The following is a 19,579-nucleotide window of genomic DNA, read 5'->3' on the forward strand; positions in this document are numbered from 1 at the left end:
ATTATTTTTGTGCAACTTTTAAATAACAACCATTATATATGAGTACAGCAGTAGCAGAAGGCAAAACTTGGGGTGGAGGTAATCAACCTTTACAAGCAAGTTACGGTAAAATGATGATGTGGTTTTTCATTGTTTCCGATGCTTTAACTTTTTCTGGGTTTTTAGCAGCTTACGGATTTTCAAGATTTAAATTTATTGATGCATGGCCCATTGCAGATGAGGTGTTTACGCACTTTCCATTTTTACACGGTGTAGATGCTCCAATGTACTATGTGGCTTTTATGACATTTGTACTTATTATGTCTTCTGTAACTATGGTTTTAGCTGTAGATGCAGGACATCATTTAAATAAATCAAAAGTTACCATATATATGTTTTTAACCATCTTAGGTGGTTTAATATTTGTTGGCTCTCAAGCTTGGGAGTGGAACACGTTTATTAAAGGAGATTACGGTGCAGTGCAAACTAAAGGTGGGAACATTTTACAGTTTGTTGATACAGATGGTCATCGTGTAGCTCTTAGAGATTTTGTTGCTGTTGATACACACGCAGAGAGAACACAACATGAAGATAAAAGTGGTTTATGGTTTGTTTCTGAAGGAACATTACCAACTTATACTGTTGAAGAAGTGCTTCATGGTTTGGAGGCTCATGAAAATGTTTTAGTAAGAACACAGACATTAACCGCAGAAGGAGAAAAAACAGTTCTATCTAGAGCCGAATCTTTAAAACAAATTAAGGATAACGGTAAGTTGGTTGTTGAAGGAGCAAATCTTCATGTAAACGAATATGGTTCACCATTATTTGCAGACTTCTTTTTCTTTATTACAGGATTTCACGGATTTCACGTATTTTCAGGGGTAGTGATTAATATTATCATTTTCTTTAATGTGGTATTAGGAACTTATGAACGCAGAGGAAGTTACGAAATGGTTGAAAAAGTGGGATTATATTGGCACTTTGTAGATTTAGTTTGGGTATTTGTATTTACATTCTTCTACTTAGTTTAATTCATAATAGATTATAAAATGGCACACGAGCATAAATTAGAAATATTTAGAGGGCTTTGGAAATTTAAGTCGAATACGCAAAAAATCTGGGGTGTTTTAGCATTCTTAACTTTTGTAACCATTATAGAGGTTGCATTAGGTATTATTAAACCAGAAATGTTGATGGGAAAAGTTTTAGGTATGAAGGCCTTAAACTGGATTTTCATTATATTAACAATAGTAAAAGCGTATTACATTACTTGGGATTTCATGCACATGCGTGATGAAACGAAGGGATTACGACGTGCTGTGGTATGGACAGCTATCTTTTTGATATTGTATTTAATATTTATCCTATTACAAGAAGGAGGATATGTATTTAGGGTATATGATGAAGGTTATATAAAGAGAGACTTTTAACTAAATCATTTTAGTTAAATTAAGATATAGAGGCGGTTTTTAAACCGCCTTTTTTTATTTTTGCAAAGTTTTATTCAACAACAGTAACGGTATTAGTTAATGGATTATAAAAAAATAAGCCGATATGTGGTTTTGGGAATTTTATTTTTTCTTCCTGTAACCTTTTTATTGTTTTTGTATCCTGCAACTCATAATTATACACCACTGGATATTGTAAATGAATCTGTCTCAGATTTAGAGAATTTCAATTCCAATTCTGAAGAAAAGATTGTTCTCAGAGATTATATAACTGTTCTTGGGTTTTTGGGGAATACGCCAAAGAATAAAACGACAACTGCTCTTAACTTAAAAGAGTTGGTTTATGATAAGTTTAAAGGTTTTAAACGTTTCCAAATTGTTATTTTAATGCCAAAGGGTACAGAAGAAGCTGTTAAGCAATTAAAGTCTGAAATAAGCTCTTACGAAGATTTAAGATTTTGGCATTTTGTATTTGGAGAACCATCTGATGTTAAACGCATATATTTTAGTTTAAAGAGTGAATCAGATCTGGCAAGCGATTTATCTTCAGAATATGTATTCGTGGTAGATAAAGATTTAAAGCAAAGAGGAAGACTTGACGATAGAACCGATAGAGAGCTTGAAAAAAATAAAGCTACTTACGGTTTGAATGCTTACAATTGTATTGAAGTTGCAGAAATAAAGAATAAGATGAGTGATGATTTGCGCATTTTGTTTACTGAATATAGACAGAAAAGAAAAGGAGAATTTAATTCTGATACAAGAAGAGCAGACGATTTAACAGGAGAAGTTAAAAATTGATGTGATGAAAAAAACAAATTACTCATATATAGGTATTGCTTTCATAGTGCTTGTTTTCGGAATAATATTTATTCCAAGAATTGTAGATAGAATTTCTAATAAAGACATTATTAGAAATGAAAGTAGAAGTGATTTTGCCAATGAAAATAAATCAACATTGTCTAATTTGGCATTTATTGAAACAAATGGAGAAGCAAAAAAAGTACCAGCCTTTTCGTTTACAGATCATAATGGCAAAACGATTACGAATAAAGATTATGAAGGCAAAGTTTATGTCGTAGAATTCTTTTTTACAACGTGCCCAACTATTTGTCCTAGAATGAATAAAAACTTGATTCAAATACAAAATACGTTCGAAGGTTTTGAAGATTTTGGAGTGGCCTCATTCACTATTAATCCCGATTATGATACCCAAGACGTACTTAAGTCTTATGCTGAGAAATATGGAATAATAAACCCCAATTGGCATTTAATGACAGGGGATAAAGACCTTATTTACCAATTGTCTAATCAAGGTTTTAATTTATATACAGCAGAAGAAGAAACGGCTGCTGGTGGCTTCGAACATTCAGGGAACTTTGCTTTGATTGATAAAAATGGCTTTTTACGTTCAAGAAAAGATAGCTTTGGAAATCCTATAATTTATTACAGAGGAATTATTTCTGAAGAAGAAAAAGTTGATGAAGATGGGGCCAAAGAAGAAATAAGTGCCTTGAAAGAAGATATTAAAAAGTTGCTTAATGAGTAATTCAGAACATGTTTTAAACGAAAAAAAATACAACAAATTAATTGTTGTTTTGTCTATTCTAATACCAGTTATAGTAGCTGTTTTATTTGGTGTTAAAATACCAAATGTAGAGCCTTTAACATTTCTACCACCAATTTATGCATCAATAAATGCGCTAACAGCCTTGGTTTTGGTGTTGGCGTTTATGGCTATTCAAAAGCAGAAGGTTACACTTCATAAGCGTTTAATGAGTTTTGCTATTGCGTTATCTGTTATGTTTTTAGCGATGTATGTTGCTTATCACATGACTAGTGATTCTACAAAGTTTGGAGGCGAAGGAGCTGTTAAATATTTTTATTACTTTATTTTATTGACGCATATTTTAATGTCAATAATTGTTATTCCATTCGTGCTCATTACATACGTCAGAGGTATAACAAATAACATAGAAAGACATAAAAAAATAGCACGTATAACATTTCCGCTTTGGTTTTATGTAGCCGTCACTGGTGTTGTTGTTTATATCATGATTTCACCTTATTACGTATAAAATGAATCGCAAAATTGTTTTTCTACTCGTTTCTATTTTGTTTTTTTTTAAAACAAATGCCCAGTGTGCTATGTGTCGTGCTGTTTTAGAAAGTGAAGAAGGACAAACAGCAGCTGAAGGTATTAATGATGGTATTGTTTACCTCATGGCAATTCCATATTTACTGGTTGGGGGCTTAGGATACTTTATTTACCGTAAATACAATACGTTAAAAAAGTAATAAATAATTTTTTTCTACCTTTTTGTAACATTTCTTTGTCTTGTTAGTCTTACTACAAAATGATTAGCATAAACAAAATCATTCAAAGTTATGTTGAAGATCCATCAGCTTCATAAATCCTATGCAATAGGTGATTCCAGTTTACATGTTTTAAAAGGTATAGATCTTGAGGTAGAATCTGGAGAGATGGTTGCTATAATGGGATCTTCGGGGTCAGGAAAGTCAACTTTATTGAATATTATTGGCATGCTCGACGAAGCAGACTCTGGCGAGTATATTCTTGATGAATTACCAATAAAAAATCTAACGGAAAAAAAAGCGGCTGTATACCGAAACAAATTCTTAGGGTTTATTTTTCAATCCTTTAATTTGATTAACTACAAAAATGCACTTGAAAATGTTGCATTGCCTTTGTACTATCAAGGTATGAAGCGTAAGGAACGACAAAAAAAAGCGCTATTTCACTTAGAAAAAGTAGGACTAGCTAATTGGGCAGAGCACTTGCCTAAAGAGCTTTCTGGAGGTCAAAAGCAGCGTGTAGCTATTGCAAGAGCCTTGGCTGCAAACCCCAAATTGCTCTTGGCAGATGAGCCAACAGGAGCTCTGGATACTAAAACATCTTATGATATTATGAATTTTATTCAGTCTCTTAATGATGAAGGTAAAACCATATTAATGGTAACACATGAAGAAGATATTGCTAATATGTGCAAGCGCATCGTTAGGTTAAGAGATGGTGTTATTATGGAAGATAAGAAAGTCAATCAAGTGAGAGCCGAGCAATATGTTTGATCTAGATCTTTGGCGCGAAATATTTCAAAGTATTAATAAAAACAGAACGCGAAGTTTGCTTTCTGGTTTTACTGTAACCTTTGCTATTTTGTTGTTTACTATTCTTTTTGGAATTGCGAATGGTTTAAAAAATACTTTCAAAGAAGCTTTTGGTACAGATGCAAATAATTCCATAGTCATATTTGCAGGAAGAACTTCTCAAGCTCATAAAGGACTTCAGGCGGGCAGAAAAATTCAGTTTAAAAATGAAGATCGCGATTTTTTAATTGATAAATACGGCGATAAAATTCAATACTTTACTTCAAAAGTAAACAAAAACGTAAGTGCATCTTTTCGTGGCGAAAAAAATAGTTATGAGGTGAGAGGTGTATATCCAGAGTATATGTTTATTGAAAACAATGTGATTAAAGACGGCCGTTATATTAATCAGAATGATATCGATAAGAAAACTAAGGTTGTTGTAATAGGTCGCGTTGTTGAAAATGAGTTGTTTTATAAAGTAAACCCTATTGGGAAGTATATAAATTTAAGCGGCATCTCTTATAAAATTGTGGGTGTGTTTACCGATGATGAAGGAGACAATGAAGAGAAGATTATCTACATGCCTATATCTACAACACAATCTATATATGGTAATAATGACTATGTTGATTTAATGCATTTAACTTATAACCCTGAAATGAATTCAGATCAAGCTTTGGCATTTGGAAATTCAATGAAGAAAAGTTTAAAAGAGAAGTTTGATGTGGCCAGAAGTGATCAGCGTGCAATACGGATGTTTAATATGGCACAGGGTACTAAACAAGTAGATGTCATGACTTTTAGCTTAACCATTATTATCCTGGTTATTGGTTTTGGGACTTTAATAGCAGGAATAGTTGGTATAAGTAATATCATGATTTTTATTGTTAAGGAACGAACAAAGGAAATTGGCATTCGAAAGGCATTAGGAGCATCACCAAGATCTATTGTATCTATTATTTTAATAGAATCTATTATTATAACCGCTATTGCGGGGTACATTGGGTTATTGGTAGGTGTTGGCGTGTTGGAATACATAGGGCCTAGTTTAGAAGTTTATTTTATTAAAGACCCTGGTGTTAATAATAGTTTAGTAATAGGCGCAACTTTAACACTAATTATTGCAGGAGGTCTTGCAGGGTATTTACCAGCTAAAAAGGCTTCAAAAATAAAACCAATTGTAGCACTAAGAAACGATTAATTATGCTGAGATTTTTATTAGATAGAGATACATGGCAAGAAGTATTCGATAGCTTAAGTAAAAATAAACTTAGGTCTATACTCACTATGGTTGGTGTATGGTGGGGTATACTTTTGCTTATTGGTCTGTTAGGTTCAGCTAGAGGGTTAGAGAATTCGTTTAATAGGTTATTTGGAAGTTTTGCCACCAATAGTGTATTTGTTTGGGGACAAAATACAGGTAAGCCGTTTAAAGGTTTTCAGGAAGGAAGACGCGTAGTTTTATCATTAACAGATGCTAAAAAAATTGAAGAAAATGTTGAAGGTATTGAATTTGTACTTCCAAGAAGTCAACAAGGTAAGGCGGTTACAAGAAATTTCCTTTCAGGGCGTTTCCAAACAGCAGGCGATTATCCGCTATTAGATGAACTACAGAAGAAGAAATTAATTCATGGGCGTTTTATTAATCAAAGTGATATTGATAATCGAAAAAAAGTAGCCGTTATTTCAAAGGGAACTTATGAGCAATTATTCAAAAAAGATGAGGAGGTTATTGACCAATATATAGAGATTGATGACATCAATTTTAAAGTTGTAGGATTATTTGAAAACGGGAATGTAAATATGGGGCCCAGTACAGATATTCATGTGCCATTTACAACATTTCAACAAGTTTATAATAGGGGCGATCAAATAGGATGGATGATGATTACTGGCAAACCGGAATTTGATATCAAACAAATTGAAGAGGATGCTAAATTGTTATTGAAGAATATAAATAATATTCATCCTGAAGACAGGAGAGCATTTGGTAGCTTTAATTTAGGTAAGGAATTTGCAAAAATGACGGGCTTCTTAACGGGTATGCAGTTTCTTACTTGGTTTGTAGGCATTGCAACCCTATTTGCAGGGGTTTTTGCCATTGGGAATATTTTACTCATTACGGTTAAAGAGCGCACAAAAGAAATAGGTTTGAGAAGAGCTTTAGGGGCTACACCATTTGAAATAAAACGTCAAATAGTTATTGAAGCAGTATTCATAACATTATTAGCTGGACTTTTTGGTATCATTACCGGAGGTTGGATTTTAATTGCTCTAGATCACTTTTTCGGTCAAGGAGATGATGCCGCTATTGTAAACGCATCTGTATCAATTGCCGTGGTTTTTGTAGCCATGGTTATATTAATAGTTTTAGGAACTTTAATAGGGCTAATACCTGCTTTTAAAGCAACAAGTGTCAAACCTATTGAAGCATTAAGAGAAGAATAAACAATCAAAATAAAATGAACAAAACAGTAAAAATTATTTTAGTCTTAGTAGTTATTGTACTACTTGCTTTTGTGTTAAAGTATTTTAAAGATGCAAATTCCAAAAGTATTGTAGATTATAAAGTAGAAGAACCCTTTTATACTTCTATAAATACGAAAGCAGTCGCAACAGGAAAGTTAAACCCAGAAGAAGAAATTGAGCTTAAGCCTCAAATTTCCGGAATTGTGGACAAGATTTTAGTAGAGGAAGGAGATGTCGTGGAGAAAGGTGACTTAATAGCTAATATTAGAGTAGTTCCTAATGAACAAAATTTAGTGAGCGCTAAAAGTAGAATAGCAACTGCAAAATTGTCGTTTGAAAATTCTAAAACATTATATAATAGAAATAAGGCACTTTTTGATAAAGGTGTGATATCAAAACAAGATTTTGAAAATAGTGAGTTATCTTATTTTCAAGCTAAAGAGTCTTTTACACAAGCTCAAAATGATTATCAGATTATCAAAAAAGGATCTATCTCAGGAGGAAGCTCTGCTAATACTAATATTGTAGCTCAAATTTCTGGAACAATATTAGAAATTCCTGTACGTGAAGGAGATCAAGTGATTCAGAGTAATAATTTTAATGCAGGAACAACTATTGCTACCATAGCAAACATGAGCTTTATGATATTTGAAGGAAAGTTAGATGAGGCCGAAGTAGGTAAAGTAAGCGAAGGGAAAGAGATAAAAGTTATTTTAGGAGCTATTCAAGATAGAGAGTTTCCAGCAAAATTAACCTTTGTTGCGCCTAAAGGTATTGAAGAAAACGGTGCCGTACAATTTACTATTAAGGCAGATGTGAAAATTGATTCCTTAAGAAATATAAGAGCGGGGTACAGCGCTAATGCCGAGATAGATTTGGATAATAAGGATAGTATTTTGGCTATTAGAGAAGCTTTACTTCAATATAACAGAATTACAGAAAAACCGTTTGTAGAAATTATGGGTGAGGACAATAAATTCAATAAAAAAGATGTAGAGCTTGGGCTTTCTGATGGCATAAATGTTGAAATAACAGAAGGTGTGGAAGAGGGAGATAAAATTAAAGTATGGAATAAAGCATCAAAAGATAATGAGGATGAGAAAGAAGAAGAGTAGTATAGTCACTTTATTATTTATGCTGTTCATATCCCTAATAGGGATAGCTCAAGAAACAAAAGTGTGGTCTTTAAAAGAGTGTGTAGATTATACCTTAGAAAATAATATTCGTGTTAAACAAACGGCACTAGACGTTAATACAGCCGATGAAAACTTGATAACAGCAAAAGGTAATTTTTTACCTAACTTATCTGGGTCGGCAACACAAAATTTTAATTTTGGGTCGTTTATTAATCAAGATCAACGACGAATTTCTACGGATTCACGAGGAAATACCTTTGGATTAAATACTGGTGTTGTTTTGTTTAATGGATTTCAAAACACAAGTGTTTATAGGCAGGCGAAATTAGGAATTGAATCCAGTAAATTACAATTATCTATTTTAAAAGATAATATCTCATTGAATGTGGTAAACCAGTACTTAAGTGTTTTGCTTAATAAGGAAAACTTAAAAGTAGCAGAAGATCAAATTCAAGTCACTAAAAAGCGTCAAGAGCAGATTAAGGAGCTGGTTGATTCTGGGGTAAGACCAAAGGCCGATTTATTTGATGTTAATGCTCAATTGGCAAGCGATCAAGAACAATTGACCAATGTGAAAAATAATGTAGACTTAGCGTTATTGAGTCTAGCACAACTGATGCAAATTTCTCACCGCGGGTTTGATGTTCAAGACATGGAAATGAAGTTACCAGCAGTGTTGCTAGAACATAAAAGTGCTGATGATATTTATAATTTTGCTTTGACTAGTAGGCCAGAAATTAAGCAGGCAGAATTAAATATTGAAGATTCAGAGTTAGGTATTGATATTGCTAAAAGTGCTTATTATCCAACATTGAGTTTTGGAGCTGGTATGTTCACATCCTATCAACATCAACAAGGGCAAGATGATGTTAGGCCAATAATTGATCCTGATAATCCTCCTAATATCATTTTAATTCCTAACGGTTTTGGAAAGCAACTTAATGATAATTTAGGTTACAATTTTGGATTTAACTTAAACGTTCCGATTTTTAATAGAATGCAGACAAAAGCCAATGTGACTCGTGCAAAAATTAACAATGAGCGTATTGCTTTTGCTTTAGAACAAGAAAAACAAGATTTAAGAACAAATATAGAACAGGCTTACGCAGATGCCAAGGCTGCATTTAATCAATTTGAGTCTTCTAAATTGTCTCTTGATGCTCAAAACGAATCTTTCAAGAATGCGCAAGAAAGCTATAATCTTGGTGTAATGAATGCTTTCGAATTTGAACAAGTTCGAAATAGGTTAATTAATGCGGAATCTAGTTTAATTAATTCAAAATATAATTTTGTGTTTAAGACAAAAGTTTTAGACTTTTACCTCGGAAAATCATTAACAGATTAAATTGAGCACATATATTCTTAATATTGAGACTGCAACTACTAATTGTTCTGTTTCGCTATCCGATAATGGTGAAACCATTATGATAAAAGAAGATAATGATAAAAGTTATTCTCATGCAGAAAGGCTTCATGTTTATATCGAATCTGTTTTAAAAGAAGCTCATATAAGTTCTGTTGATTTAAGTGCAATTGCCATAAGTAAAGGTCCAGGTTCTTACACAGGACTTCGCATTGGTGTTTCTGCTGCCAAAGGATTGTGCTTTGCTATGGACAAGCCATTAATTTCGGTGGCCACCTTACAAGCACTGGCTTGGCAAGTCACAATAAAAGAAGGTTGTATCGTAGCCATGCTAGATGCCAGAAGAATGGAAGTATATTCTGCAATATTTGATGCTAATCACAGTCAAATAAGAAATACACAAGCTCAAATTTTAGATGAAGCCTCATTTTCTGAATATCTTGAAAAAGGGAAAGTATATTTTATTGGGAATGGTGTTGAAAAAACAAAAGCACTTATAGAGCACCCAAATGCGGTATTTATTGATGGTAAACTACCCTCAGCTAATGAAATGAGTAATTTGGCTTTTACAAAATATCAAAAAAGCGACACCGAAGATGTCGCTTATTTTGAACCATATTATTTAAAAGACTTTATAGCTTTAAAGCCTAAAAAAGCTTAGGCATTTTTATGTATTTCAACTTGATGTGGGTAAGGAATTTCTATGCCCGCTTTATCAAGAGCTTCTTTTACGTTTTCGGTAATACCGAAATAAACATCCCAATAGTCATCAGCCGTACTCCATGGTCTTACAGCAAAGTTTACCGAACTATCTGCAAGTTCAGAAACATTTACAGAGGGAGCTGGCTCTTTTAATACCTGAGGATGCGATGTTAAAACATCCATTAAAACCTCTTTGGTTTTCTTGATATCAGCATCATAGCTTACACCTATAACTAAGTCAACACGACGCGTCCCTTCAGTGGTGTAGTTAATGATATTTCCGTTAGATAACGATCCATTTGGAATAATAATCTCTCTATTAGAAAGACCTGTTAACTTGGTGGTAAAAATTTCTATTTCTTTAACAACACCTATTTCTCCTTGAGCTTCTATTAAATCTCCTATTTTGAAAGGTTTGAATATCATTATTAATACACCTCCAGCAAAATTCCCTAATGAACCTTGAAGCGCTAAACCAATAGCTAAACCAGCAGCTGCTATTATTGCGGCAAATGAAGTGGTTTCAACACCTACAGTACCAAGAACAACTATTATGAGTACAATTTTAAGACCCCAGCCCAAAAGGTTTAATAAAAACTTTTGAAGACTCTCATCATAGCCACCTTTGGCCATTACTTTTTTTGTGGTTTTTAAAAGTTTTTTGATAATCCAACCTCCAATTACCCAAATAAGAATCGCTCCAATAATCTTAAGGCCATAATCGGCGGCTAGCTCAATCCATTTTTCTGTGTCAATACTTTCTAAATTCATGTTTTTTAAATTAATTAGTAATACTAGTAATACAAAATTAAGACTATTTAAGGTGTTTCGTTCTTTTAGATGTAAAAAAATGATTAATTTTTACAATAAGAGACTTACTAAAGCTGCAAGAGCAGGAACAGATTGAATATAAAACAATTTTATCTTCTTCGTGGTGTAAGCCCCATAGATTCCAGCTAAAGCCACACATGTTAAAAAGAAAATAGCAATTCTTATATCATTTGCCATAATAGCAAAAACAAGTCCAGCAGATAAAAAGCCATTATACAGACCTTGGTTTGCAGCTAATACCTTGGTGTCCTCTGCAAACTGTTTGGACTTTAATCCGAATGTTTTGATGCCCTTAGGAGAAGTCCATAAAAACATTTCTAAAACTAAGAAATAGAAATGTAAAAGTGCAACGAAAAGTATTAAACAAATTGCTAGTGTATTCATGTTTGTTTCTTTGTTAGGTCCATTGTTCCTTCATTGATCAAATGAATAAAACGATATTTTTTAAAGTTTTGAGGCTTTAACCAGTTTAAAAATCTTTTGAGATTTCTGATTATATACTTTTATAAAATACACACCTTCAGGAAGATTATCAACAGAAAGAGTTGTAGGAAGGCCGTTAATAGCAATGTCTTTTATTAAACTACCTCTTAAGTCATAAATAGTTATATTAAAACTATCATTTATATTAGCAAATATTGATACTTCTTCACTAGCTGGATTAGGAATAAGTTTTGCCGTTTTTAGTAGTACATTGCTATTCATACTTAATCCCTCAACTTCTCTCAATTCTATGCGTTCTAAATTCCATTGCCATGGATTTGTTCCTGAGGCTTCAATTCTTAAAGCATGAGTCCCTGATGTTAATTGAATGGTGTTTTGTGCTTTTAGCGGAATATAGGAATCCCACGCACCATTATTTAAAACTTGATCTTTTGATACTAGGGTGTTATCTATGTAACTGCTAATTTCTGCATTATCAGATATAGTAGAAATAAAATAAATTATTTCGTATTCAGCTGTTTTAGATACATCAAATGTATATGTAATCCAGTCTCCAGAATTAACCCAATTTACACCAACACTTGATTTATTAACACCTAAAGGTACATGGCCATCGTTAAATGTCCCATCAGTATCAATAAAATTTTCAGCTTCAATTATTAAAGTGTTACCTGTGGGTATTGTAGCAACGGTAATTTCTGAATTGGCAGTATATGAGCCTCTGTCGGTTGTTACTGTTATTATCGCTGTTCCGTCTGATATTGCCGAAACGATTCCAAAATTATTTACGGTTGCAACATCCGTATTGTCTGAAGACCAAGAATAGGTGTTTATTGTGGCGTCGTTAGGTAAAATTGATGCTTGTAGTTGAAATTGTTCATTGTTTAAGGTTAAAGTTTTCGATTGAGGATTTAAAGAAACACCAGTAGTTTCAACAAAAACGCCATTTGGTGCCACGTTAACCTCAATAGAGGCATTGTGTATGGTATTCCCATTATTTGGATCTGTTAAAGAAGCTGTAATAGTTGCGTTTCCAAAAATAACTTTTCCTGTAATTTTTCCAGTATTAGCTCCGACTTCTACGATGTTTGGATCGGATGAAGACCAAACAACATTTTGCTCTGTAGCATTTAAAGGAGTAATTGAAGAAGTTAGTTGAGTGGTAATATAATACGGGATTTCTATAGTATTACCTTCTAATATAGAAATGTTTGCAACAGCTATAGCTGAAAAAGGAGTTACTGTTACCGTTATATTATCGCTATGGTTTCCATCTGCACTTGTTGCCGTTATTGTAGTGCTTCCCTCAGCGTGAGCTGTAACAATCCCAAATTCATCTACGCTTGCAGCGGCATCATTACTTGAGGTCCATGTAATATTTTTGTCTGTAGCATTTTCTGGAGTAAATGTAATTGTAAGGGATTCTGTTAAACCTTCCATTAAAGATATGTCACCTCCCAAAGCTATATCCTGTAACTCAATTTGTGTTGTAGAATCATCAAAACGAGACGGTTTTTTACTGAAACCCCAAATCTGCAGCATTGATGTGGCATATTCTGCCGAGTTTGGCATTGTTATTTCAAAAGTGTTATTTGTTTCTAGATGTTCAATTGGAATTGGTATTTCCATGACACCAAAAAAGACATTGCTCCCATTGTCCTCTTCAACGCCTCGCCAGTTATTATCAATGGTAATGCTATTTCCATTAACTTTAACAGAACTAGGATACATATGACTTACCCAAAATTTACCGCTTAATCGAAGTACTGCTTCTCCAATAGATGGAACAACAATATTGTTAATATTCATAGAATAACTACCAGAATTGGCGTTAACTCTAAACATTTCTCCTCCAATGGCATTAGTTCCTGTTCCTAGTCTTTCTCCCATAAACTTTGTCTCAACTGATGTTTGATCAATAGGTATAGGTGTTTGATATTTATAGTCTAAAATGATGGTTGCCTCAGCTCCAATTGTAATTGACCCTGGTGCAGTTGATAACATCTGATCGGTCAACACGGGCTCACCAGCGATTCCTCTACCTTCATCTAAATAGAGATGCTTAAGATGAACGTTTTCTAAAACACTTGAATGGTCATCATATAGATTTAAATTTAACGTTTGTTCGGTTCTTGTTAAATTGTTTAAAATCAGGTACACATGATTACCATCAATATATGAATCAACCTGAATATCTATATTGCTAGATTTTGTATCTACTCTAGTTCCATTAACATCAGACCATAATTCATAGAATTTAATAAATTCAGACCATTGCCAATTACCACCAGAATCTTTATCCATCAAAGTATACGGGTATCTGTTTGTAACATTACCCTGCCCGTCTTTCCAATCACCCCATTCTGCTTTAATAGGGGTGAAAGGTACGGTATGCACAACATGAGATGGTCTTTCTAAAAACTGCATCAACATGGAATTAAAAGGTTTTAAGTTTTCCCAATCTCTTCGTTTGGGATCTATATTTGGTTTGTTTTGTTGGTACCCCGTAACTGCTCCGTACTCTGAAAGTACAATATCTTTTTTTGTTCCCAATTTATAAATGTCATACCATTCCAAAATGTCCAACATGGCTTCAGTATGTCCGCCAGTTCTAAAAGAATAACTTCCGTTTGGAGATTCCCATTTAGGCCAATCATAAACATGAATGCCGTAAAAATCCATATTACTCCCAGCTGCATCAATAAAACCTTGCCACATAACATCCCACTGATACCATGGCGAATTTTTGGTTGAAACAACCTCTGTGTCCATCATATTGTGCCATATTGCTATACCGTCGCCCTCTAAATATTGATCTAAATAATTTTGATCATATCTTGAAATTCCATCGGGTTTATAAAAGTCATGTAAACCCCAGGTCATTCCACCAATTTTTGGGGCCTTAGACCCTAAGCGTTGTTTTATACCTTCGGCAACGAGGTTATGGTACTCCCAAATTTTCTCCTGACTGGTACACGTCATTACCCCCGTCATCATTAACATATCAATTTCATTAACAACTTCCCAGTAAGTTGGTAAAGGCTCTCCTGAATCCCCATTATTTTGAGCAAAATACTTATCTAGGTATTGCACAACCCATTCAGCAGAAGTGTCCACGTCATATGGTTGCCAACCTGTATCGGTAACACCATCTCCATTCCAGCTTAAAGTTGGATATAAGGGGTGAGGGTTTGTACCCATTATCATATGTCCTTTGTTTTTGTATTGATGGGCTAACCTTTCGGTTTCATAAAGTGTTTTTAGTCTATTTCCTTCGGTTACCATCCAATCTAAGTCTGCTTTAGCAGGTCTTGATGCATCCTGAGGTGTTAATTTAAATTTCCAAGTAGATGAGCCATTGTCTCTTCCAAAATAAACATCCAAGTCTTGAATTAAATAGTGTAATTTATCTTCTTCACCAATCCAATCATTCTCTGTTGGAGTTGAGTGGACATTAATATGGCGTTCTCTACTAAAGTCAGAAATGCCGTCTACAGAGTGTTCAATGTTTAGGTTAACATCTATTTCAATGTTTTGCGCAAAAGCGGATTTAGAAGAGGAATAAATTAACAGTATTAGAATAACTAAATTTGAGGCTTTCATTGTTATTTGGTTTAGTCTTTTTTTAGTGCTTACAAATTAAGCATCCAACACCATCATATGGCATATTTAACTGTATTTAAACTTGACAAGATCTTCTTTACTGCGATATTTTTAGAGGTTCGTTAAGCTATAGTGCGACTAAATGCATAGTATAACAAAGTAGCGTTAATAAGGCTCTAGTTATTATTTAATTAATGAAATAGCCTTTTCAACCTCAGAGACAGGTAATTTACAAGCTTTATTTACACATACATAAATTAAGGTTTCTTGCGGGTTGTATCTATTTACTAATAAAGGTAAGCTATTGTCTGAAAGACTTCCGGCTATCAGTTTATTTGGTACGTAGGTTTTGTTTAAGTCAGTAATTTTAGATTTAGCTTCTTTACCCACAATCACAACTTCGTAGTAGGGTTGCGCATAATTTAACATTAAATCAAACCAATTCGAGTAACTTGACGGATAGTCTTGCATTTCTGGTTTTACGTTGTTTAGCATTGTAATAGCCGTTGTTCGAAACTCTTCATTGTCAAAAAAATGAGCTAGTTTAAATAAGTTTTTTGCCATTATTGAGTTGCCAGAAGGAATTACTTTATCATAATATTCTATATTTCTTACAACCAAGGAACTATCTTCATTAGAGGTGTAAAAAAACATATTACTATTTTTATCATAGAAATGATTAAAAACATATTCTACCAAATCTCTGGCGATGGTGAGCCATTTCTCATCTAAGGTATTTTCGTAAAGTGCTATAAAGGCATCAATAGTGGTAGCATAGTCCTCTAAATACCCGTTAATCTTACTTTCTCTATTTTTAAACGTGTGGTTTAAGCCCCCATCTTTGCGCAACATATTATTAATAATAAAGTTTGCATTTTTTAAAGCTGTATCTAGATAGGTTTGATTTTGAAGTACGCGATAGGCATCAACATAACCTTTAAGCATCAAACCATTCCAAGATGTCAAAGTCTTATCATCTAATCGGGGTTTTGCTCTTTTTTTTCGCTCTTTTAGCAGTATCTCTTTCCAGTTGTTTTTCTTTTCAATTAAGGTTTCCTGAGACAAGCTATATTTTTCAATGATATCTTTATCATCATCTTTTCTAATTAGGACATAATTATCATGTTCCCATAACCCATAATCATTAATATTATAATAATCGGAGAATAGATCAAAATCGCTTTTTAAAATATGCTTAAGTGAGTCTTTCTTCCAAATATAAAAAGCACCTTCCTCAAGTTCTCCTTCAGAAGTCATGCTGTCTGCATCTAAAGAAGAATAAAAGGCACCTTCTTCAGTTGTCATTTCGTTTTTAATATAGTTTAGTGTTTCTTCAACAATGTTTTTGTACAAATCATTTTTTGTTATGAGATATGCATCTGCATACAAACTAGCTAATTGACCATTATCGTACAGCATTTTTTCAAAATGAGGAACATGCCATTTAGAATCTACGGAATATCTTGAAAAACCTCCGCCTAATTGATCAAAAACACCTCCATACGCCATTTTTTTGAGTGTCTTATTAACATGGTTCATTAGTTTTTTGTTATTGGTTTGATAGGCATATCTGAGTAAAAAGTGATAATTATTAGGCATCATAAATTTTGGTTCTGGGCTTAAACCACCAAAATCATGATCAAACTTTTCAGACCAATTTTTAACAGATTTATCAATATAGCCGTTGTCAAAAACGGGTTCATCAGTATTTAATGAAATTATTCCCATCGACTTAACGCCCCGTTCAACGTTATCAGCTTGTTTAAAGAGTTTATCGGGGTCTTCTATATAGAGCTTAGATATTTGATTTAAAACACTTATCCATTGTTTTTTAGGTATAAATGTTCCGGCTCCCCATACAGGACGTCCATCGGGTAAAGTAATTGCATTTAAAGGCCAACCTCCAGAGCCATTATTCATAAGCTGTACAGCACTCATATATGCCTGATCAACATCTGGTCTTTCCTCGCGGTCAACTTTAATGTTGATAAAATTTTTATTCATGACCTGGGCAACCAAACTATCTTCAAAACACTCGTGCTCCATTACATGACACCAGTGGCATGCTGAATATCCAATACTAACAAGAATAAGCTTTTTTTCAGCTTTAGCCTTAGCTAAAGTTTTTTCATTCCATGCATTCCAATCTACAGGGTTGTGCGCATGCTGCAACAAATATGGACTAGTTTCATGAATGAGATTATTTGTGTGTTCATGTTCAGATGGCTCTGAATTTTGATCCTTACATCCAATGAATAAAAGAAATAATACAACTACTTTAAAATATTTCATAAATCAAATTTAGCGAAATTTAGGGATAAAAAAAGCGCTCATTAACTTGAACGCTTTTCGTTATTGTTTAAAAATCTTTTAGAAAGGGTTAACTAACCATTTATTGCTTCGACCATTTCAATTTTTCCTGGTAACATTTCCTTTAGCATGTTTTCAATGCCGCTTTTTAGCGTGTAGGTTGAAGAGGGACAACCACTACAAGCTCCCTGAAGCATAACACTAACATTTTTGGTGTCGGCATCATAAGAAATAAACTGTATGTTTCCTCCATCACTTGCAACAGCTGGTTTTACATATTCTTCTAGAATATTTATAATCTCTTTAGAGGTGTCATCCAGAGTATCAAAATGACTATCTAATTGCTGAGAAGATTTTTTTAACGTTTCTGCTGCGTTAGCTAACATTATATCTTTTCCTTGCTCGATATAATTTTTAATATATTCTCTTAATTCAATGGTTATGTCTTCCCACTCTGCAATATCATATTTAGTAATAGACACATAATTTTCATCAATAAATATACTTTTTACAAATGGGAAATGAAATAACTCGGTAGCTAAGGGAGATAATTTTGCATCATCAATAGAGGTAAATTCAAAAAGGGCAGTTACAATTTTTTTGTTCGCTACAAATTTCATTACCGATGGGTTTGGTGTACTCTCAGCATAAACCGTAACAGGTACTTTTTTGGGCGCGGCAGTTTCTTCAACAACAACGCCACCATCATTTAAGTAGGCTTCAATTTGTTCGGATACTTCATCTTGAACATCGCTCCATTCTACAATATTATAGCGTTCAACAGCAACAAAATTACTAGAAAGATATACTTTTTTTACAAAAGGTAAATAAAATAATTGTTGAGCTAATGGTGATGCTTTTGCATCATCAATATTGTTGAATTCAAAGCTTTGATGCTTGGTTATAAATTGGTTTACTTCAAATTTTACGATGTTGTTATTTGATGTTTCTTGCGCTGAAACCTTGAAAGTGTTCATTTTAGCTAATTTTTGACAAAAGTACTAAAAGATAACTTTATATTTGTTTTTGTTGTATTCTAAAAAAGTTAAAGAAATATAAGGGCTTATCTCTTTTATCTACTTATAATATATTAGGGTATTAAACGTTAATGTCAAATCGATCCGAATTTAACCAGTTGTATGAAATTTAAAAATTATATAGTTTTTATCATGATGATATTAATTGGTCATGTAGCTTCATCGCAGGAAGGCTTACCAATTTATTCAGATTATCTTACAGATAACTATTATTTGATTCATCCTTCTATGGCTGGGGTTGCGAACTGCGCTAAAATAAGGTTGACTGCAAGACAGCAATGGTTTGGACAGGAGGATGCGCCAAAACTTTTAACGCTTAGTGTAAATGGAAGACTGGGTGATTCACCTTCCGCTATTGGTGGTATTGTATATACCGATAAAAACGGCTATCATTCTCAAACTGGAGCGTATTTCACTTATGCACATCATTTATTGTTTTCTAGGAGTGAGGTTGATTTAAATATGCTTTCTTTTGGTTTAAGTGCAGGTTTTATTCAATATCAATTAGACGAAACCTCTTTTTTAAATGGAGCACCAATAGGCGATCCGATTATTAGTGGTGTGGTTCAAAGTTCTACCAATTTTAATTTGGATCTCGGGTTTTCATATCACTATCTTGATTTTTATGCACACGGTACAATAAAGAATTTGTTAAATAATTCTGGTGTTAATAATGATCTTCAAATTACGAGCAATTTAAGAAGATATCTTTTTTCAACAGGTTATGTATTTAACAAATTAGGTAGTACATGGAGTTTTGAACCATCAATTTTGTTTCAATACAAAGATGCCACTAAAGAGGCAACCATTGATATAAATGGAAAGGCCTATAAAAAAATGGATTTTGGTAAAATATGGGCGGGAGTGTCTTATAGACAAAGTTTAGACGGTGCTGAATATTTAACTAATAACGGAACAATTAATAGTCAGAAACTGCAGCAGGTTTCACCTATTTTAGGTGTTAATTATAATAGTTTTATGTTTGCGTATAATTATACACATCAAACAAATTCAGTTGTTTTTACTAATGGAGGCTTTCATCAACTCACTTTGGGTTATAATTTTAGTTGTAGAAAAGAACGTTTTGAATGTGAATGTCCCGCAGTAAATTAAAAAAAGAAAGAGGCTCCTAAAATGAACCTCTTT

Annotated in this window: 18 protein-coding genes; 13 read left to right on the forward strand and 5 right to left on the reverse strand. The window is 33.4% G+C overall.

Going from position 1 to position 19,579, the window contains the following annotated elements:
* The first annotated feature begins 38 nt into the window (after positions 1-38).
* From Q0857_RS04815 to tsaB, 12 genes are all read left to right on the forward strand, one after another.
* On the forward strand, positions 39-1,010 hold the full coding sequence (locus tag Q0857_RS04815) for a cytochrome c oxidase subunit 3 (RefSeq protein WP_298532739.1): 972 nt from the start codon (positions 39-41) through the stop codon (positions 1,008-1,010).
* 18 nt (positions 1,011-1,028) lie between these two features.
* Entirely contained in the window at positions 1,029-1,409 is a 381-nt protein-coding gene (locus Q0857_RS04820; RefSeq protein ID WP_298532741.1) for a cytochrome C oxidase subunit IV family protein, read from the forward strand.
* Positions 1,410-1,508: 99 nt separating this feature from the next.
* A complete protein-coding gene (locus tag Q0857_RS04825; RefSeq protein ID WP_298532743.1) occupies positions 1,509-2,228 on the forward strand; it encodes a hypothetical protein in 720 nt (239 codons plus the stop codon).
* A 4-nt stretch (positions 2,229-2,232) separates the two neighbouring features.
* Positions 2,233-2,976: an SCO family protein gene (locus Q0857_RS04830; protein ID WP_298532745.1), complete on the forward strand. Its 744-nt coding sequence runs from the start codon at positions 2,233-2,235 to the stop codon at positions 2,974-2,976.
* Positions 2,969-3,505, forward strand: a complete 537-nt coding sequence (locus Q0857_RS04835; RefSeq protein WP_298532747.1) for a DUF420 domain-containing protein — start codon at positions 2,969-2,971, stop codon at positions 3,503-3,505. The genes Q0857_RS04830 and Q0857_RS04835 overlap by 8 nt, the downstream gene beginning before the upstream one ends.
* A gap of 1 nt (position 3,506) precedes the next feature.
* On the forward strand, positions 3,507-3,725 hold the full coding sequence (locus Q0857_RS04840) for a hypothetical protein (RefSeq protein WP_298532749.1): 219 nt from the start codon (positions 3,507-3,509) through the stop codon (positions 3,723-3,725).
* Between the two features lie 90 nt (positions 3,726-3,815).
* Positions 3,816-4,517: an ABC transporter ATP-binding protein gene (locus Q0857_RS04845; RefSeq protein WP_298532751.1), complete on the forward strand. Its 702-nt coding sequence runs from the start codon at positions 3,816-3,818 to the stop codon at positions 4,515-4,517.
* The gene (locus Q0857_RS04850; RefSeq protein ID WP_298532753.1) at positions 4,510-5,739 is read left to right on the forward strand and encodes an ABC transporter permease; all 1,230 of its coding nucleotides are present in this window, start codon (positions 4,510-4,512) and stop codon (positions 5,737-5,739) included. Before Q0857_RS04845 ends, Q0857_RS04850 begins: the two co-directional genes overlap by 8 nt.
* A 2-nt stretch (positions 5,740-5,741) precedes the next feature.
* Entirely contained in the window at positions 5,742-6,986 is a 1,245-nt protein-coding gene (locus Q0857_RS04855) for an ABC transporter permease (RefSeq protein ID WP_298532755.1), read from the forward strand.
* A 14-nt stretch (positions 6,987-7,000) separates the two neighbouring features.
* Entirely contained in the window at positions 7,001-8,122 is a 1,122-nt protein-coding gene (locus Q0857_RS04860; RefSeq protein WP_298532757.1) for an efflux RND transporter periplasmic adaptor subunit, read from the forward strand.
* Positions 8,103-9,488 (forward strand): TolC family protein, encoded by a 1,386-nt coding sequence (locus Q0857_RS04865; RefSeq protein WP_298532759.1) that lies wholly within the window; start codon positions 8,103-8,105, stop codon positions 9,486-9,488. The genes Q0857_RS04860 and Q0857_RS04865 overlap by 20 nt, the downstream gene beginning before the upstream one ends.
* Before the next feature lies 1 nt (position 9,489).
* Complete coding sequence (gene tsaB, locus Q0857_RS04870) at positions 9,490-10,167, forward strand: tRNA (adenosine(37)-N6)-threonylcarbamoyltransferase complex dimerization subunit type 1 TsaB (protein WP_298532761.1); 678 nt, start codon at positions 9,490-9,492, stop codon at positions 10,165-10,167.
* Here the strand turns inward: tsaB and Q0857_RS04875 are convergent.
* The 5 genes from Q0857_RS04875 to Q0857_RS04895 form a co-directional block, all read right to left on the reverse strand.
* Positions 10,164-10,979, reverse strand: coding sequence for a mechanosensitive ion channel domain-containing protein (locus Q0857_RS04875; RefSeq protein WP_298532763.1), 816 nt, complete (start codon positions 10,977-10,979; stop codon positions 10,164-10,166). The two genes, tsaB and Q0857_RS04875, sit on opposite strands and share 4 nt — an antisense overlap.
* Before the next feature lie 90 nt (positions 10,980-11,069).
* The gene (locus Q0857_RS04880) at positions 11,070-11,423 is read right to left on the reverse strand and encodes a DUF1304 domain-containing protein (protein ID WP_298532765.1); all 354 of its coding nucleotides are present in this window, start codon (positions 11,421-11,423) and stop codon (positions 11,070-11,072) included.
* A 60-nt stretch (positions 11,424-11,483) separates the two neighbouring features.
* A complete protein-coding gene (locus Q0857_RS04885) occupies positions 11,484-15,086 on the reverse strand; it encodes an Ig-like domain-containing protein (RefSeq protein ID WP_298532767.1) in 3,603 nt (1,200 codons plus the stop codon).
* Between the two features lie 183 nt (positions 15,087-15,269).
* On the reverse strand, positions 15,270-17,378 hold the full coding sequence (locus Q0857_RS04890) for a thioredoxin domain-containing protein (protein WP_298532769.1): 2,109 nt from the start codon (positions 17,376-17,378) through the stop codon (positions 15,270-15,272).
* 92 nt (positions 17,379-17,470) lie between these two features.
* Complete coding sequence (locus tag Q0857_RS04895) at positions 17,471-18,373, reverse strand: NifU family protein (protein WP_298532771.1); 903 nt, start codon at positions 18,371-18,373, stop codon at positions 17,471-17,473.
* A gap of 162 nt (positions 18,374-18,535) precedes the next feature.
* On the opposite strand from Q0857_RS04895, the gene Q0857_RS04900 reads away from it, so the two are divergent.
* Positions 18,536-19,546 (forward strand): type IX secretion system membrane protein PorP/SprF, encoded by a 1,011-nt coding sequence (locus Q0857_RS04900; protein ID WP_298532773.1) that lies wholly within the window; start codon positions 18,536-18,538, stop codon positions 19,544-19,546.
* Positions 19,547-19,579 lie beyond the last annotated feature (33 nt).

It is taken from the genome of uncultured Algibacter sp., from assembly GCF_947495925.1.
GTDB lineage: Bacteria > Bacteroidota > Bacteroidia > Flavobacteriales > Flavobacteriaceae > Algibacter_E.

What these genes read in the sequence shown, in the direction of transcription:
- Q0857_RS04895 (WP_298532771.1), bottom strand. Translation starts at nt 18,373, where the DNA reads ATGAACACTTTCAAGGTTTCAGCGCAAGAAACATCAAATAACAACATC.
- Q0857_RS04845 (WP_298532751.1), top strand. Translation starts at nt 3,816, where the DNA reads ATGTTGAAGATCCATCAGCTTCATAAATCCTATGCAATAGGTGATTCC.
- Q0857_RS04865 (WP_298532759.1), top strand. Translation starts at nt 8,103, where the DNA reads ATGAGAAAGAAGAAGAGTAGTATAGTCACTTTATTATTTATGCTGTTC.
- Q0857_RS04860 (WP_298532757.1), top strand. Translation starts at nt 7,001, where the DNA reads ATGAACAAAACAGTAAAAATTATTTTAGTCTTAGTAGTTATTGTACTA.
- Q0857_RS04840 (WP_298532749.1), top strand. Translation starts at nt 3,507, where the DNA reads ATGAATCGCAAAATTGTTTTTCTACTCGTTTCTATTTTGTTTTTTTTT.
- Q0857_RS04820 (WP_298532741.1), top strand. Translation starts at nt 1,029, where the DNA reads ATGGCACACGAGCATAAATTAGAAATATTTAGAGGGCTTTGGAAATTT.
- Q0857_RS04885 (WP_298532767.1), bottom strand. Translation starts at nt 15,086, where the DNA reads ATGAAAGCCTCAAATTTAGTTATTCTAATACTGTTAATTTATTCCTCT.
- Q0857_RS04855 (WP_298532755.1), top strand. Translation starts at nt 5,742, where the DNA reads ATGCTGAGATTTTTATTAGATAGAGATACATGGCAAGAAGTATTCGAT.
- Q0857_RS04900 (WP_298532773.1), top strand. Translation starts at nt 18,536, where the DNA reads ATGAAATTTAAAAATTATATAGTTTTTATCATGATGATATTAATTGGT.
- Q0857_RS04875 (WP_298532763.1), bottom strand. Translation starts at nt 10,979, where the DNA reads ATGAATTTAGAAAGTATTGACACAGAAAAATGGATTGAGCTAGCCGCC.
- Q0857_RS04815 (WP_298532739.1), top strand. Translation starts at nt 39, where the DNA reads ATGAGTACAGCAGTAGCAGAAGGCAAAACTTGGGGTGGAGGTAATCAA.
- Q0857_RS04880 (WP_298532765.1), bottom strand. Translation starts at nt 11,423, where the DNA reads ATGAATACACTAGCAATTTGTTTAATACTTTTCGTTGCACTTTTACAT.
- Q0857_RS04850 (WP_298532753.1), top strand. Translation starts at nt 4,510, where the DNA reads ATGTTTGATCTAGATCTTTGGCGCGAAATATTTCAAAGTATTAATAAA.
- Q0857_RS04835 (WP_298532747.1), top strand. Translation starts at nt 2,969, where the DNA reads ATGAGTAATTCAGAACATGTTTTAAACGAAAAAAAATACAACAAATTA.
- Q0857_RS04830 (WP_298532745.1), top strand. Translation starts at nt 2,233, where the DNA reads ATGAAAAAAACAAATTACTCATATATAGGTATTGCTTTCATAGTGCTT.
- Q0857_RS04825 (WP_298532743.1), top strand. Translation starts at nt 1,509, where the DNA reads ATGGATTATAAAAAAATAAGCCGATATGTGGTTTTGGGAATTTTATTT.
- Q0857_RS04890 (WP_298532769.1), bottom strand. Translation starts at nt 17,378, where the DNA reads ATGAAATATTTTAAAGTAGTTGTATTATTTCTTTTATTCATTGGATGT.